The following is a 15,979-nucleotide window of genomic DNA, read 5'->3' on the forward strand; positions in this document are numbered from 1 at the left end:
CCCGCCATACCACCAAACAACGACGAGACCATATTCGCAATCCCTTGTCCTTTACACTCATCATTATTTTCACTTTCCGTGTCTGTCAGCTCATCCACGATGGAAGCTGTCATCAATGACTCCAGCACACCAACAACAGAGAGTGCTAGTGAATAAGGGAAAATGATTTGGAGTGTTTCAAGGTTAAAAGGAATATCTGGGATCATAAAAACAGGGAGTGAATCAGGTAACTCTCCCATATCGCCTACTGTCCGAATATCAATATTGAACATTAGGGCAATCACAGTCACTGCGACGATACACACTAAAGGTGAAGGTAGCATTTTTCCTATTTTCGGAACATAAGGAAACATGTAGATGATGGCCAACCCTAATCCTGTCAGTGCGTAAACAGGCCAAGAAACATTGGTTAGTTCAGGCAGCTGCGCCATAAAAATTAAGATAGCCAACGCGTTTACAAACCCGGTCATGATCGACTTTGAGACGAAACGCATTAAATCCCCTAGCCTCAAATAACCGATCAACAGTTGAAGTACGCCAGCGAAAAATGAAGCGGCCAACAGATACTGTAAACCATGGTCTTTGACTAAGGTTGTCATCAACAGCGCCATTGCGCCCGTAGCCGCGGAAATCATTCCGGACCTTGAGCCTGTAAACGCAATCACGACACAGATGGAAAACGAGGCATAAAGACCAACTTTAGGGTCTAATCCTGCGATAATAGAGAATGCAATAGCTTCTGGTATCAGTGCCAGCGCTACAACAACTCCTGATAAACAATCTCCTTTAACATTGTTGAACCAAGTATCTTTTGTAAATTTAAACATAAATCTCTCATAAACGTATTGCCTTAGTTGGTGCATTGCGCACGGTGAAGGGAGTGATGCAAACGCATCTGAGAGATCGTTCTAAGGCGGACTAATGAGCAAAAAGCACCTTCCTTTTCCTATTGATGGACCAAAAAATGAGGACAAACAACGAGAGTGCCCCCAAAAGAAGTGTGCTTTATATCACTATAAAAATCTAAACTGTAATAAATTCTTACAAAACAAAGTCAACAGTCCTACAAAGAGCCACAAAAAAACGCCTCACAAAGGAAGCGTTCTTATCATCTCTATGCCTTATAGGATAAGGGATTATCGTAACAACCGTTTTTAGAATGACTGCTGAGAGTACCTTTCTCCATCAAAGCCACTTAATTGCTCATAAGCTTTGGAAAGAATCGCAATACCGATAATCGTCACCAAGAAACTCAACAGACTCATTAAGAAAGGAAGCTGTAAAAACGCAAGTGGTGACATAGCCAAACCAAACAGAAGCGGCACTATAATCACAACGCTCATCATGTACCAAGTACGGCCTTTGGTAAGGTTCCAAGCGTAAGGGAAAGAAACACCTTTACCAATCGCGATGGCTGGAAAAACCAAGACTAATCGACAACACACCACGCTTAACGCTAATAATGCGATAGCTGCAAGGACAAGATTAATCATCGCGAAAATCGCAGCCACTGCGACCACCGCCACCGTCATGGCTAAGTAGTGGCCGATAAACCACATTTCGATTTTTCCAAACGTGAAACGTCCCCACTGAGGCACAGACTGAGGGCCTTTCAAAATGATGCTGTGAACGTTGATTGCAACGATTGCAGATAAAAGAGCCATCAAGATCTGAACAAGAATAGGAGCGACATCCCCTTGCGCTGAGTTCAAAACAAGATCCAGCATAAGAGAAAGGAGAATGGGTAACGCCGTTGCTTTCGCAATAGCCTGTTTATTTGCACTCAATGATGAAAAAGCGCTTTTAACGGTATCGATAAACATAGTTGGATTCTAATTAAGAGTAAGGTTTATTCTGGTTACTGATGTTATCTTCCAGATACTAAATGAGCAAACCTTTCCCTAATTATCATTGAGTTACCGTATTTACTTCGACCTAGATAGGTTCATTTATCCACAATTAAGCGCTTTGTTCACCGAATACGGCTTTGTTAGATTAAATGTCCAACTTTACGAATCAGTACAGCAAGGCTTTCCGCTTCGAGTTTCTTCATCACGTTGGAACGGTGTACTTCAATCGTTCGTAAGGAGACACACAACAAGTCCGCCATCTCTTGGTTTTTCATCCCTTTAACCACCAAGCCAAGCACTTCTCTTTCACGCTTAGTAAGATTCTGTAGAACTTGTTTTGCACCGAGCTTTTCACAGTTTTTGATCGACTGTTCCATAGCATCTTCAATCGCTAACACCAACGGATTGCCATCAACTGGCTTTTGGAAAAAATCGAGCGCACCATCTTTTAGCGCATCTACCGCCATAGGGATATCGCCGTGCCCAGTAAGATAGATAACACTGATTGGGCTAAATTGCTCATTCATGATTTGATGAACATCTTGCCCTCGCATCTCTGGCATACGACTATCAAGTAGCACACACCCTGCTGACGGTAAATCGGCTTCTTTTAGAAAATCCGGGCCACTACAGAACGCCTGAACCTCATAGCCATAGCTTTCTAACATGAACGCCATCGACTCTAATACGGGTTCTTCATCATCGACGATATAAAGGGGACAGAGGTTACGACTCATGACAAGTCTCCTGATACGGTAAAATAATGGTCACTTGGCAGCCAGTAGGCTCTATTGACCGAAAACGAATACTGCCTTGATGGGCATCGATAACATCACGACAAATCGCGAGTCCTAGTCCTAGGCCATTTTCTTTGGTGGTGTAGAACGCTTGATCCAGCGGAATATCTTGTTCTTCGATGCCAATACCGTTGTCCATGACATCTATGATGACCATTTCGTCACAAAAGCTTATGTGCAGGTCAACGTAGAGCTCCTTTCGCTTTGGCTCGTGACTCAAACACGCATCTTTTGCGTTGTTTAAGACGTTAAGGATGACTTGCTGCAACCCCGTTACGTCTGCAAAAATGGGTTGTACTTCACCTGAATACATCACCCCTAATTGAATGCGATGGCGTTGAAATTCATAATCCACCAGCTTCATTGACTCTTCGATGAGACTTGGAAGGTCAATCCATTTTTTTTCAATCGGAGTACGATGAATCAAGCTTCGTAAACGTTGAATGATGTCACTGGCAGAAGTCACTTGTTGCTGAATCTTATCCAAAATAGGCAACATCTCTTCGGGTGTTGTCCCTCGTTCCATGCGGACTTTCGCCCCTTGGCTGTAGTTCTTAATCGCAGCTAACGGCTGGTTAATCTCATGAGCAATGCTGCTGCCAAGCTCCCCAACAATAGTGATCCGCTGTGCGTGTTCAAGCATGCTGCTTTTGCGTCGTAAGTTATTCATGGTGGATTTTAGTTTTTCTTGGCTGCGTTGAAACTTCCATTCCAACCAAAAGTGGTAACCCGTCATAAGCAATAAGGTCAACAAAGATGCCATCGCTATCGCTTGGTTCTTACCCAACCATTCTTTGGCCTTTTGTCCCCATGATTTCTGCAAAGGATGCATATCCAAATGCTTGTAAACTTTATCTACATTGATACTCGGCGCAGGCAACATCCAACCTACATTATTCGCCGCTATTGCCGCAGGGTGCTCAGCAGGCATCGCAAATAGTGTTTGTGCGACCATTTGTCCGACATCAAAAGGCGTGCGTTCAGTCATTGCCATGGTCCAGTTTGGATAAAGAGGTGTACTGACTGCACAAATTGAATCGGCCGGACGCTTTTCGTTAAGTACTCTTAAACTATGCAGCTGGATACGGCCCTCTTTCGCCATATTTTCCAACGTACAAGCAGGAACGATCGCCACATCCAGATCATTTTTGATCACATCCAAAATCAATTGATCCGTTGGAGGACCAGTGAAATGGATTTTTTCAAAGAATGAAGAGTTGAAGTAACCCAACTTATCCAACTCATAACGCAGGGCAAGAAAACCACCAAAGGCTTTTTCAGACACAGCAGCGACATTGGCTTTATTGATGTCTCTAAGTGTTTTAAAGGGTGATTCTTCACGTACCACCACCACCGAAGCAATCGACTTATTTGGCAAGTCGCTGTAAGCGGTTTTTTGTGTGGCTAACCAATTAATAGGGTATTCACGAGCAAGCTTGGTCGCCTGCCCCGGGCTGGTCAAAATGAAGTCGAGCCAACCGTGCAGAAATGCGTCTTCCAGTTGGTCGAAATCGTAAGTATGTAAATTGAATTTGTATCCAGGGTTTTGCACCTCTAACCAATCCAAAGTCGGTTGCCAAGCTTCACGCGCATGGGCGTGTCCGCGCAGTGCTAAAACACCAACATCATAGTCTGTTCTGTGTGCTTTTTGTTCACTAGCAAACACAAAAGAGGTAAAGAAAAAGAAGAGAGCACAAATGAAAAGAGTTAACTTTTGAGAATAATTATCAATCACTTACGAGATACTACCAAAACACCGTTGTGGCACATTTTAGCACCACTCCCCCCTACTACTTTGTTGCTTTAGATCAATCCCACATCATTATTGTGGGAAACCACAATATCGCCATTTAAACGTTTTCCTCAGAATGCCTTAGCCATAAAGGGGTAGAGGCACTTTACCTGTTTCACACAATGAACATCTCTAACGAACAAAAAACGTTCATGTCGGCCTTTCCCCTTCAAAAGCATTCTAACTGTCGAAAAATCGAAGTTTCGGCACAAAAACTTTAAATTAAAATATGGAAGTAACTCATGAAAAAATCGACGATTGCGTTGGGTGTGTTGGCGGCTGTCGCAGCTGTTGGCTACTCAGCTTACAATACGATGTTCTCAGCAGAGGCCGTAACAGTGGATGCCGCTGCTCAAGAGCAGAAATTCACACAATACGCTCACCCAGAGCATTTCATTTCATCACAGCAACTGAAATCGTTAATGGACAGTGATAAAGACGTGGTTGTGATCGGCGCGTTAAACCCTATCAAACCAGATAGTCCTATCTCTGGTTCTTACACTATGTGGCGTAACGATTACTCTGCGGCTGAAGGCGTTTACGATTTCGGCGGTATGAGCAACAGCACGGAAGAGATGGAAACCATCTTAGGTAGCTTCGGCGCATCAACGGACAGCACAATCGTGGTTTACGCGGCAGGCTCTCACCACGATGCTGCGCGCCTTTACTGGCAAATCCATAACCTTGGTCACCAAGACGTTCGTTACCTAGACGGTGGCTTAAACGCTTGGATGGGCGCAGGTTTCCCAACTGGCTCTGCAAACCAAAGCGTTGCATCAGTTGAATACAAAGCTCCGAACACGCAGCAAGACAACAATACGCTAGCAACGTTAGATATGGTTATCGAAGCGCAAAACAGCTCTGACTGGGTGATCCTAGATACGCGTGGTAACGACGAATTTAGAGGCGAAGTAGCGGTTTCTGGTGCATTTGGTCCAGGCACCATTCCAAACAGTGTTCACATCAACTGGACAAAATCACTAAACGAAGACACGACTCTTAAATCAGCAGAAGAGCTGCAAGCCCTTTATGGCGACATCATCAAAGGCAAGAAAGTGATCGCTTACTGCCAATCTGGTGTTCGTTCTGCCCACACAACCATGATTCTTACTGAAGTATTAGGTGCAGAAGACGTCTACAACTATGACGGCTCTTGGATCGAGTACAGCCATGCTCACTACGAGCAGAAGAATCCTGAAGTGAACGTTATCAACGGCAAGAGCTGAACAACACGGAAATAGCACTCAATGAACAATGTAATTTTTAGCCAAAAGCTATTAGACACCGCTCAAACTATCGTCGATGGCTGTATGGGTGATGCCGATCCGGCATGTCAAACCGCATGTCCAATGCACACAGACGTAAAACAATACGTTCGCATGGCAGGCGAAGGTGATTTCCAAGGCGCTTTGGATCTGATCCGCAGCAAACTATTCCTACCTCAAACGCTTGGCCGCATCTGTGCACACCCTTGTGAAGCTTCTTGTCGTCGTAATACTGAGTTCGGTCAGCCGATCAGCGTTGCAGGCATCAAGCGTTTTGTTGCAGAAAAACTGGATAACCAAGATCACTGGGACCTTAACATTGCTCCCCTAACCAACAAACACATCGCGATCGTTGGTGCAGGTCCTGCTGGCGCGCAAGCGGCTATTGAGCTTCGTCGTCAAGGCCACGAAGTAACGATTTACGAAAAGCTAGACGTATACGGCGGCATGATGCGCGTGGGTATCCCTGAATACCGTCTACCACGCGACGTTATCGACTTCGAATACAGCTACTTAGCAATACTAGGTGTGACGACTCGCTTCGGTGTTGAAATCGGCAAAGACATTAGCTTCGACACTCTACGTAGCAAACACGATGCTGTGATTCTGGCTCACGGTGCACACGTAGGCTCTATCATTCCGCTACCAGGTCACGACAACAATGGCGTGTTCTCTGCAGTTGAGTACTTGAAAGAGATTTCTGAAACTCGTCAATTCCCACGTGCCGGCAAACGCGTGATGGTTATCGGTGGTGGTGACGTTGCGATGGACTGTGCGCGCTCTTCATGGCGTATCGGTGCAAGCGAAGTTTACCAATGTTCGCTTGAGAGCCTTGAAAACCTGCCTGCAAGCCAAATCGAAATCGACGAGTCGCTAGAAGAAGGTGTCGAATTCAACGCAGGTTGGGGCCCAGTTGCTATCGAACACGAAAACGGCAAAGTAACCGGCATCACTATCAAGAAAGTAGTGTCTATCTTTGATGAACAAGGCAACTTTGCACCTAAGTACAGCGAAGAAAGTAAAACTATCTCTGTGGACACGGTTGTTTTCGCTACGGGTCAAGTTGTGGCTGACATCACTGGTGGCGCACTAGAACAAACTCGCGGCGGCCGTTACGTAGTCGATAAACAAACACTAGCATCGAGCCTAGAAGACGTCTTCGTAGCCGGTGATGCGTGTGGCGGTAACATCGTGATTGAAGCGATGGCATTAGGTCGCAAAGCAGCAATGAGTGTTGAGCGTTTCCTAACGACTCGCTCACTGACTGAAGGTCGCGACTTCGAGCAAGAATACAGCTACTCATCTCGTCTAGACGTACCACTACCAAAAGGTACGGTAGATACCCCTCGCCTACACGGTGAATTGCGTAACGCTGAAGAGCGTAAGCAAGATTTTGCACAAGTGGATTTAGGCTTTACTGAAGAACAAATCAAACAAGAAGCATCTCGCTGTCTGCAATGTAGCTGCAAGCTATGTATGACCGAGTGCATCATGATGAACGACTTCAGTGACTGTCCGAAGACCATCTTCTCTGACTTCGTGAACAACAAGTCAATGGACCCATTGATGGCTTACTCATGTAACGCCTGTGACCAGTGCACCATCGTATGTCCGAAAGACTTCCCAATGAAGGAAATGTTCTTAGGCGCACGTGCGGACTTTGTTAAGGCAAACAATGGTGAATCACCAATGCCGGGTCACAAAGCAATCAACATGCACCAGAAGCTGGGCTTCTCAAAAATCTTCACTATGGCAAAACGAGCGGTATCGACAAAATGAGTAATAAAGTATTTATGCCAGGATGCAGCTTGCCATCCTACTCACCAGAAGGCGTAGCAGCAATTGCGAGCTACTTAAAAGAAGTGTACCCAGACATGGGCGCAGTGCAGAAGTGTTGTGGTAAACCAACCGCTGCAATTGGTCAAACTGAGAAGTTCAAAGAGCGTTACGGCCAGCTTCAAGCGGACTTCGATAAGCTAGACGCACAAGAAGTCATTGTGGCGTGTCAAAGCTGCTACGGCATGATCAAGAAATCTGGCGGCACACAAAAGCCGGTTTCATTGTGGAAACTGCTTCCAGAAATCGGTCTGCCAGAAGCGCTACGCGGTAAAGCGAAAAACAGCGACGTGGTATTCACCATTCACGACTCTTGCTCTACTCGCTACGAAAAAGAACTGCAAGACGGTATCCGCTGGATCTTGAACGAGCTTGGCTACAAAACCTCAGAACCAGAACACACACGTGAAAATACACGCTGCTGTGGCTTTGGCGGCATGGTAGTGCCAGCAAACCCAGACGTCGCAACACGCGTAATCAAACGCCGCGTGGAAGAGTTTGAGACAGACTACGTTGTGGTTTACTGCTCGGCTTGTCGTGCATCCATGATGGGTGTTGGTACGAAATCTTGGCACATTCTGGATCTGATGTTTGGCCCTGTGATCATGCAAGGTGATGAGCCGCCAGTAAACGTACTTGCTAGCCCTGTGAAAGCTTGGTTCAACCGCTACAAATCCAAAGCGGGTCTAATCAAGTGTATGTCTGTGTAGCTAAGTCTCTGTAGCTACGTTTTTGTAGCTACATCTTTTTAATTATTAGGTTTAAGTGAAGTTGAACTTATGAAATTCGTAAAAATTGCTCTTATTGTTGCTGTTATCGCTCTCGCTCTATTTGCAGCAAAACAAACTGGCATCCTTGAAATCATCACAGACATCAAGAGCCTACAAGATTGGATCGCAAGCTTTGGCGTTTGGGGTTACGCAGTATTCGTAGCAGCATTCGTGTTTGCGTGTGTTTTCCTACTACCGGGCAGTGCGTTCACCATCGTAGCGGGCATCGTATTTGGCCCTATCAAAGGTGGCGTTTTAGCGCTATTTTCTGCAACGCTTGGCGCGGTGGCGGCATTCATTGTGGCACGCTTCCTACTGCGTAACACCATCATGAAGAAGTTTGGCGATAACCCAATCTTCAAGAAAATCGACGATGGCGTAGCAGCAAACGGTACAAGCTTCTTGATCCTAACGCGTCTCGTACCTGTATTCCCATTCAGCCTACAGAACTACGCTTACGGTCTAACGAGCCTAAACCTTGGCACTTACGCTCTGGTTTCTCTACTAACGATGGCACCAGGTGCATTCATCTTCGCTTACATGGCGGGGGATATTGCAACAAACGGTGTGTCTGCAATGCTGCTAGTGAAGTTTGCGGTTGCAGGTCTTATCCTGTTTGGCATGTCTCTGATTCCAAAATACATCGCGAAGAAAAAAGGCATCAACATGGAAGAATTAGCGAAGTAATCCGGTCTATCCATTATTGACGCCAAAAGAGTGCGACTTATCGGGAGTTGCACTCTTTTCATTCATACCAGCTTGGTCATATTTTATGCCCCTATTGCTCACGTTTAAGGCCAAAGATAAATGTTGATCGGTATGACCTCACAAGGCGAGTAATTCTCTGAATCTATTGTCAAATTCGCGTTGATAATAAAGCAAGATAGATTACTATCCATCTAGAGGGAACGGAGCATTCAGTTGATGAATAGCCCTATGTTGAGTGCCGAAAATAAACGGTTGCCACTTCATAGCGGAACAAAGCTCCAAAATGAAAACAAAGATAAAAACACGGATTACGTATGAAAAAGCTACTTAGCACCATTGGCATTTTAACCGCCACTTTTGCCACATCTTCCTATGCCTCTTCTAATACAGAAGAATGGCAAAAAATCGAACAACAAGCCGACGGTCAGACCGTTTATTTCCATGCTTGGGGGGGTAGCCAAGAGATCAACCGCTATATCCAATGGGCAGGCAAAGAGCTTAAATCTCGCTACAACGTGACGCTTAACCACGTAAAAGTCACCGACATTTCTGAAACCACCACTCGTCTTATCGCAGAAAAAGCCGCAGGGAAGAACAGCGGTGGCAGCGTAGATATGGTTTGGATTAATGGTGAAAACTTTAAATCAATGAAAGACAACCAACTGCTGTTTGGTCCTTTTGTTGATGGTCTACCAAGTTGGCAGTATGTCGATAAAACACTACCGGTAGATGTTGATTTTTCAGAACCAACTGATGGCCTAGAAGCGCCATGGGGTGTTGGCCAACTTGTTTTTATCTACGATGAAGAGACGCTAAACAACCCGCCAAGCTCGTACGCAGAAATGCTAAGTTACGCAAAAGCGTTTCCTAACCGCCTTACTTACCCTCGCCCACCAGAGTTCCATGGCACTAGCTTCATTAAATCTCTGCTCATTGAGTTAAGTAACAACGATCCTGCACTGCAAAAACCAGTGACTGATGAAGCATTCAAAACCGTTACGCAGCCTTTATGGGCTTACTTAGATGAATTCCACACTGTTGCATGGCGCGGCGGTAAACAGTTCCCAGGCGGAACAGCAGAAACCGTACAGCTGCTAGATGATGGTCAGATTGACCTAGCTGTCACGTTCAACCCGAACGCGGTTTTCTCAGCACAATCAAGCGGCAACCTAGCAGAAAGCACCAAAGCATACGCGATGGACGCAGGTGCACTGTCGAACATCCATTTCTTAGCGATTCCTTGGAACGCAAACGCCAGTGCAGGCGCGCAAGTTGCTATAAACTTTTTATTAAGCCCTGAAGCACAATCTCGCAAAGGTGACATCAACATCTGGGGTGATCCTTCAGTGCTAAGCAGCCAGTACCTAACCGGCACGGCTAAGAATACTCAACAGTTCAAATCTATCGCGGAGCCACATCCAAGCTGGCAAGCAGCGTTAGAAAAAGAATGGCTGAAACGCTACGGAAATTAATACACACCCATGTTAAGAGCGCTGTATCTAGTTATTATCGCAGTTTGTATATTACCGACCATCCCGGGGCTACTCGGGGTGGTGGTGTCTGCGCTCGGCTATGTACCCCCTATCGGTTTGCACCACTTCTCACTGGATGGCTTTCATGCTGTGTTTGACTGGGAAGGTGTGTGGACGTCGATTGGATTGACTTTTTATTCCGCCATTTTCAGCAGCTATCTTGCTTGTTTGATCACTTTTGCGATTCTTCAAGCTTCATGGGGCAGCAAGTTCTGGCGCAAGATTGAAATGAGTCTTTCCCCTCTTCTTGCTATGCCGCATGTCGCGTTTGCTATTGGCTTCGCTTTTCTATTCGCACCAACAGGTATGGGCGTTCGCGTAATCAACCAAATGTTTGGTTACGATCCAAATGCGCAAACGGTGAATGACTTAGCGTTGTTGATTAAAGACCCACACGCTCTGGGTTTGATCGTCATGCTTGCTATTAAAGAAGTGCCGTTTTTATTGTTGATGAGCATTCCTATTCTTCAGCAATTAAAAGTTGAGAAGATTGAAAAAGTCAGCCATTCGATGGGTTACAGTTCCGCGCAAGCATGGTGGAAATGCGTTTTCCCACAATGGTTAGCGAAGCTGCGTTTTCCAATGTTGGCTGTTCTGGCTTACAGCTTATCCGTTGTGGATGTGGCGCTAATTATTGGCCCAACCAACCCTCCTACGTTTGCAGTGTTGGTATGGCAATGGTTTAACGACCCTGATTTGTCACTCCTACCAAGAGCGGCGGCGGGCGCGGTTGTGCTGTTTGCTATTGCAAGCCTTTTGATTGGTTTTGCACGACTCGTCGAATGGAGCATTACCAAAGGCTTTAAACGCTGGCAATACTCTGGTCGCAGCGGTTTCCGCTTACCGGGTAAAACCTTGTTTTCTCTGATAGCCCTACTCGCACTGTTAATGGTGCCATTGATGGTGGTCTGGAGCTTTGCACAGCGTTGGCGTTTCCCTGACTTATTACCAAGCCGCTACAGCTTACGTTTTTGGGAATACGAGTGGCAAAGTATTCTTGGCACGCTAGAGCAAAGCATGTTGATTGCAGTTATCAGTGCATCTATTGCCCTTGTACTAGCACTAATCGCTCATGAGTACCGCCTACGATACCGTTGGCAGGTGCCGGGTTACATCATCGCTGTACCTATGTTGATCCCGCAGCTTTCTGTGCTGTTTGGTATGCAGGTCGCTACTCTGTATCTCGACAGCAATGCATATTTCTTCTGGGTATGCTGGGCACATGTCTTCTTCGCTTTCCCATTCGTATACCTGTCATTGGATGGGCCTTGGCGTAGCTTCGACAACGGTTTGACTCGTGTCGCGCTAAGCCTTGGTAAATCGCCGATGCAGGCTTGGTTGAAAGTGAAATTGCCGATTCTTCTGCCTGCCATTGCCTTTGCTTGGGCAGTGGGAATTAGTGTGAGCTTGGCTCAATACCTACCAACACTGGTGCTGGGTGCTGGTCGCATCAGCACAATAACAACAGAAGCGGTAGCCCTCTCAAGTGGCTTCGACCGTCGTGTCACCGCGATTTACGCAATTTGGCAAGCGCTCTTGCCGTTAATGTTCTTCTCTTTTGCGATTCTACTTAGCCGTTTACACGTTAAGTATCGCCGGTTGTCTATTAAAGGTTTACTACCGAATGAGTCTTTGTCTCGAAAACCTCGCCATCCGTAAAACCAATGGCGATACTCTTTTCTCTGCGTTCAACATGACCGTAAAGAAAGGTGAAATTGTTACCCTGATGGGCCCAAGCGGCTGCGGAAAATCCACCTTGTTGGATGCGATTGCTGGCCACCTGTCTTCCGAGTTCGACTATTCAGGCTCAATCACGCTCGATAACGAAAAGCTGGATGCTTTACCTGCACACAAACGTCAGGTGGGTATTCTGTTCCAAGACGATTTGCTCTTCCCGCACCTCACCGTGTGGGAGAATCTCGCCTTTGCACTACCCGATTCAATCAAAGGCGCAGAGCGCAAAGAGCGTGCAATGCAGGCTTTGAAGCACATCTCGCTAACTAAACTTGCAGAGTCTTTCCCTGATCAAATCTCAGGCGGCCAACGCGCGCGTATTGCTCTCACTCGCATGTTGTTGGCAAAACCGAAAGTTGCCCTACTCGATGAGCCATACAGCAAATTAGATAAAGATCTGCGCGTGCAGTTTCGCAATTGGGTTGTGGAGCAACTTCAACAAGCTAACATTCCTGCTCTAATGGTGACGCACGATGAAGACGATATTCCTGAGGGCAGTCGCTGCCTAAACTGGCCTTGGGAGACAAGCCATGCTTGATAGCCTGAGTATCAAAATCATTAAGTGGCCATTGGCACAAAGCGCAAAACTGATTGATAAATGTGGCGTGACAGCTAACCAAACCACCTTGTTTGGCTTCGCCCTTGGTTGTTTTGCTTTACCTGCATTGATGGCAGAACAATACACGCTTGCATTAGCGTTTATTCTGCTGAATCGAATCTGTGATGGATTGGATGGTGCTTTAGCGAGGATTCAAGGCATCACCGATGCGGGCGGCTTCCTTGATATAAGCCTAGACTTCTTGTTCTATTCTCTGATTCCCTTTGGCTTTGTACTAGCAAACCCAGAACAAAACGCCGTCGCAGGTGCGTTCTTGATCTTCTCGTTTATTGGTACAGGGAGCAGCTTTTTAGCATTTGCGATCATGGCGGGTAAACGTGGTATCGATAATCCAGTCTACAAGCACAAATCTCTGTACTACATGAGCGGCCTGACAGAGGGTACAGAGACCATAGGTTGCTTCGTGCTGTTCTGTTTGTTCCCGCAACATTTTGCCGTGATTGCGTACATCTTTGGTGCAGCATGTTGGTTTACTACGTTTACGCGTATTTACTCTGGGTTTCATACGTTGAAGCCGTAAACAAAACTTCAAGAGAGATTCCTGATTGCGACGAAAGACCGCAGTCGGGAATCTCTTTTCAGCCTTCTCTCAATAAATCATCCCACTCACCACCAGCGTCAGCACAATTCCAGAGACAAAACTCGGAAAATGCCACGTCCGCTGCTTAGCGCGGTAATACTCTTTTTGTAGGTCCTCTTGGTAGCTCTTTACGGCCAATTCTTTAATGTAGTTATTATGCATAACCTGTCCTCCTGACGTGTTTTACAGATGGAGGATAAAAGCTCAAGTTAACTTAAGGTCAACGGAAAAATTCAATTTCGGATAGTATTATTTGCGGAGGCTGAATCCCTCACTCCTAGCTCTTAAGTTCAATCAGTTGCACTTGTTTGTATCACAGTTCCGTTATGTCACTTGATCGTCGTCAATGGAACATCAATCTCTCACACCTTTCGATGTTCAAATGACATCAAGTTGCTAGCATGAGCCCATTCAAGATAACTCTGGGCTTGTTATGACTCCTACTGTCGACCACGTACTTCTCAATATTGCACTCAATCTGAGCTCAAATCGCTCTCATGAGCAGCAATACCAAAACCTGATTGACGGGGTGGCACAAGTGTTCCCTTGCGATGCGAGTTGTCTGTTTATCTTTGATGAAGATGGCTTCCTTACGCCAGTCGCAGTAAAAGGTTTGTCGAGCTCAGTACTCGGTCGCCGTTACTTCCCTAAAGCTCACCCGCGTTTGGATGCCATCATTCATAGCCGCGAGCCTGTTCGCTTTGATGCCGACTGCGCCCTGCCCGATCCATTTGACGGAACACTGTTAACCGAAGATAAATGCATTGACGTCCATGACTGCATGGGCTTTAGCTTGTACGTTGAGGGGCAACTTGTCGGCGCATTAACCATGGACGCACTTGCGGTTGGTGCGTTTGATCATATCGACCCACTCGCAATCGAAACGTTCGCAGCACTAACGGCAGCAACACTGCGTAACATTGCGCAATTAAAAGCCCTTAAAGCGCAGAACCAGAAGCAAAAGAGCGTCACGCAAACCCTGATCCAACAGGCACGCTCACAACACGGTGACATGGTTGGCTTAAGCCCACAAATCAATCAATTACGAAACAACATTGCGACCGTTGCTCAGTCGGATTATGCAGTATTGGTAACGGGAGAAACAGGGACGGGTAAAGAGCTTGTTGCTCACTCTGTCCATGCTCAATCTCATCGCAATGATAAACCGATGATCTACGTAAACTGCGCCGCCCTACCCGAAGGTCTGGCGGAGAGCGAACTGTTTGGCCACGTAAAGGGCGCTTTTACCGGAGCCAATAGTCATCGTGCAGGTAAGTTCGAATTGGCTGATGGCGGTACAATCTTCTTAGATGAAGTGGGTGAACTGCCATTGATTTTACAAGCAAAACTGCTGCGAGTTATCCAGCAAGGTGAGTTGCAACGTGTGGGTAGCGATCAGCATTTGATGGTTAACGTGCGAATCATCGCAGCCACCAACCGGCAGTTAGAAAAAGAAGTGGAAGATGGCACATTCCGAGCGGATCTGTTCCATCGTTTAAACGTATTCCCAATCAAAGTGCCACCACTTCGCACGCGTGATGGTGACATTCCAGTTCTTGCGGGATATTTGTTAGAAAAAGTACGTCAGCAATTTAACGCACCAAACCTTCACGTTCACCCTAAGGTACTAACTCAACTAGAATCTCTGCCTTGGTATGGTAACGTTCGAGAACTTGAACACACCTTAACGCGAGCAGCGTTACATGCGATTCAACAAGGCGCGAGCACCATCATGCTCAATCACTTTGACACTTCATTGGCATTGGATGATGTAAAAAACACATCGCATTACTTGCCGAAACAGAGTCAGCCACTGCGCGAGTTAGTAGAGAGCTATCAACGAGACTTGATTGAACACGCTTTAAGCCAAACTGGCGGTGTTTGGGCAAAAGCAGCGGAGTTTTTACAAATGGATCGAGGCAACTTGTATCGCATGGGTAAAAAGCTCGGCATTAGCAAATAGAAGCTCCTATTTCGCTCATTTCCCTTGAAGGAAAAGTTACCTCTTGAACAGAGGGATTCCGGATGGTTCGCTTAGACTCGTCCGGAATGACACCTAACACCAATGCGCATGGGCTAACTGTCCTATTTGGCTTTTCGCACTTCATTCGCTATTCCTCATTCGTAACAATTAAACCACTCTAGTCTCCGCTTTCTTCTGACTCTTTAAATTCACCAAGTTCTCAGCAACCCTGTTGCGTCACTCCCGAAATCTACAGAGGCACACAATCGCGAATCTCTTACCTCCACAAAGCCGCCTTAACTTTTCTCCTGTTTAACAACTACTTCCACTTTCGATTGTTAAAGCGTTTCCAGCACGTTGCTTTTCTCATCACATCTGTATTTTCGTTGTCATTTGCACATCATTCGCGTTGTCACAATCACATCGCCCACATACTCAAAAAGCAACAAAACCATTTAAAATCAATAGCATAACAATTGGCACGCATTCTGCTTTAGAAGGAAAAACAAAACGACTATTACTACAATCACTGG

The 15,979-nt window shown here is 46.1% G+C and carries 14 protein-coding genes; 9 read left to right on the forward strand and 5 right to left on the reverse strand.

The annotated features are described in order from the left end of the window. The 4 genes from VJL_RS21520 to VJL_RS21540 all read right to left on the reverse strand — a co-directional run. The coding region (locus VJL_RS21520; protein ID WP_038873553.1) for a SulP family inorganic anion transporter at nucleotides 1-827 on the reverse strand (827 nt) is incomplete at its 3' end. A gap of 327 nt (nucleotides 828-1,154) precedes the next feature. Beyond that, nucleotides 1,155-1,823, reverse strand: coding sequence for a hypothetical protein (locus VJL_RS21530; protein WP_038881385.1), 669 nt, complete (start codon nucleotides 1,821-1,823; stop codon nucleotides 1,155-1,157). Nucleotides 1,824-1,990: 167 nt separating this feature from the next. Then, complete coding sequence (locus tag VJL_RS21535) at nucleotides 1,991-2,587, reverse strand: response regulator transcription factor (RefSeq protein ID WP_038881387.1); 597 nt, start codon at nucleotides 2,585-2,587, stop codon at nucleotides 1,991-1,993. Then, on the reverse strand, nucleotides 2,577-4,382 hold the full coding sequence (locus VJL_RS21540; protein WP_038873565.1) for a sensor histidine kinase: 1,806 nt from the start codon (nucleotides 4,380-4,382) through the stop codon (nucleotides 2,577-2,579). The genes VJL_RS21535 and VJL_RS21540 overlap by 11 nt, the downstream gene beginning before the upstream one ends. A 299-nt stretch (nucleotides 4,383-4,681) precedes the next feature. Between VJL_RS21540 and VJL_RS21545 the strand changes: the two genes are divergently transcribed. The 8 genes from VJL_RS21545 to VJL_RS21580 all read left to right on the forward strand — a co-directional run bounded on the left by VJL_RS21545 (nucleotide 4,682) and on the right by VJL_RS21580 (nucleotide 13,423). Next, entirely contained in the window at nucleotides 4,682-5,665 is a 984-nt protein-coding gene (locus VJL_RS21545) for a sulfurtransferase (RefSeq protein WP_038881388.1), read from the forward strand. A gap of 21 nt (nucleotides 5,666-5,686) precedes the next feature. Beyond that, on the forward strand, nucleotides 5,687-7,483 hold the full coding sequence (locus tag VJL_RS21550) for an FAD-dependent oxidoreductase (protein ID WP_038881390.1): 1,797 nt from the start codon (nucleotides 5,687-5,689) through the stop codon (nucleotides 7,481-7,483). Then, a complete protein-coding gene (locus VJL_RS21555) occupies nucleotides 7,480-8,250 on the forward strand; it encodes a heterodisulfide reductase-related iron-sulfur binding cluster (RefSeq protein ID WP_005442306.1) in 771 nt (256 codons plus the stop codon). Before VJL_RS21550 ends, VJL_RS21555 begins: the two co-directional genes overlap by 4 nt. 69 nt (nucleotides 8,251-8,319) lie before the next feature. Further along, nucleotides 8,320-8,997, forward strand: a complete 678-nt coding sequence (locus VJL_RS21560; RefSeq protein WP_038881392.1) for a TVP38/TMEM64 family protein — start codon at nucleotides 8,320-8,322, stop codon at nucleotides 8,995-8,997. A gap of 335 nt (nucleotides 8,998-9,332) precedes the next feature. Next, the gene (locus VJL_RS21565; RefSeq protein WP_038881394.1) at nucleotides 9,333-10,490 is read left to right on the forward strand and encodes an ABC transporter substrate-binding protein; all 1,158 of its coding nucleotides are present in this window, start codon (nucleotides 9,333-9,335) and stop codon (nucleotides 10,488-10,490) included. A gap of 9 nt (nucleotides 10,491-10,499) precedes the next feature. Then, nucleotides 10,500-12,209 carry an ABC transporter permease gene (locus VJL_RS21570; RefSeq protein ID WP_038881396.1) on the forward strand — a complete coding sequence of 570 codons (1,710 nt, stop codon included), beginning with the start codon at nucleotides 10,500-10,502 and terminating at the stop codon, nucleotides 12,207-12,209. Next, nucleotides 12,175-12,822, forward strand: a complete 648-nt coding sequence (locus VJL_RS21575) for an ATP-binding cassette domain-containing protein (RefSeq protein WP_009705796.1) — start codon at nucleotides 12,175-12,177, stop codon at nucleotides 12,820-12,822. Before VJL_RS21570 ends, VJL_RS21575 begins: the two co-directional genes overlap by 35 nt. Then, complete coding sequence (locus tag VJL_RS21580) at nucleotides 12,815-13,423, forward strand: CDP-alcohol phosphatidyltransferase family protein (protein WP_005450653.1); 609 nt, start codon at nucleotides 12,815-12,817, stop codon at nucleotides 13,421-13,423. The genes VJL_RS21575 and VJL_RS21580 overlap by 8 nt, the downstream gene beginning before the upstream one ends. Before the next feature lie 69 nt (nucleotides 13,424-13,492). Here the strand turns inward: VJL_RS21580 and VJL_RS29710 are convergent, their stop codons facing one another. Further along, complete coding sequence (locus VJL_RS29710) at nucleotides 13,493-13,645, reverse strand: hypothetical protein (protein ID WP_173400287.1); 153 nt, start codon at nucleotides 13,643-13,645, stop codon at nucleotides 13,493-13,495. Between the two features lie 271 nt (nucleotides 13,646-13,916). On the opposite strand from VJL_RS29710, the gene norR reads away from it, so the two are divergent. Next, nucleotides 13,917-15,446: a nitric oxide reductase transcriptional regulator NorR gene (gene norR, locus VJL_RS21585; protein ID WP_038881398.1), complete on the forward strand. Its 1,530-nt coding sequence runs from the start codon at nucleotides 13,917-13,919 to the stop codon at nucleotides 15,444-15,446. Nucleotides 15,447-15,979 lie beyond the last annotated feature (533 nt).

The sequence above is a fragment of the Vibrio jasicida CAIM 1864 = LMG 25398 genome (assembly GCF_000400365.1).
In the GTDB taxonomy this organism is placed as follows: domain Bacteria; phylum Pseudomonadota; class Gammaproteobacteria; order Enterobacterales; family Vibrionaceae; genus Vibrio; species Vibrio jasicida.

Coding starts and splice junctions, on each gene's coding strand:
- VJL_RS21545 (WP_038881388.1), top strand. CDS start 4,682: ATGAAAAAATCGACGATTGCGTTGGGTGTGTTGGCGGCTGTCGCAGCT.
- VJL_RS29710 (WP_173400287.1), bottom strand. CDS start 13,645: ATGCATAATAACTACATTAAAGAATTGGCCGTAAAGAGCTACCAAGAG.
- VJL_RS21555 (WP_005442306.1), top strand. CDS start 7,480: ATGAGTAATAAAGTATTTATGCCAGGATGCAGCTTGCCATCCTACTCA.
- VJL_RS21535 (WP_038881387.1), bottom strand. CDS start 2,587: ATGAGTCGTAACCTCTGTCCCCTTTATATCGTCGATGATGAAGAACCC.
- VJL_RS21580 (WP_005450653.1), top strand. CDS start 12,815: ATGCTTGATAGCCTGAGTATCAAAATCATTAAGTGGCCATTGGCACAA.
- VJL_RS21575 (WP_009705796.1), top strand. CDS start 12,175: ATGAGTCTTTGTCTCGAAAACCTCGCCATCCGTAAAACCAATGGCGAT.
- VJL_RS21530 (WP_038881385.1), bottom strand. CDS start 1,823: ATGTTTATCGATACCGTTAAAAGCGCTTTTTCATCATTGAGTGCAAAT.
- VJL_RS21560 (WP_038881392.1), top strand. CDS start 8,320: ATGAAATTCGTAAAAATTGCTCTTATTGTTGCTGTTATCGCTCTCGCT.
- VJL_RS21565 (WP_038881394.1), top strand. CDS start 9,333: ATGAAAAAGCTACTTAGCACCATTGGCATTTTAACCGCCACTTTTGCC.
- VJL_RS21550 (WP_038881390.1), top strand. CDS start 5,687: ATGAACAATGTAATTTTTAGCCAAAAGCTATTAGACACCGCTCAAACT.
- VJL_RS21570 (WP_038881396.1), top strand. CDS start 10,500: ATGTTAAGAGCGCTGTATCTAGTTATTATCGCAGTTTGTATATTACCG.
- norR (WP_038881398.1), top strand. CDS start 13,917: ATGACTCCTACTGTCGACCACGTACTTCTCAATATTGCACTCAATCTG.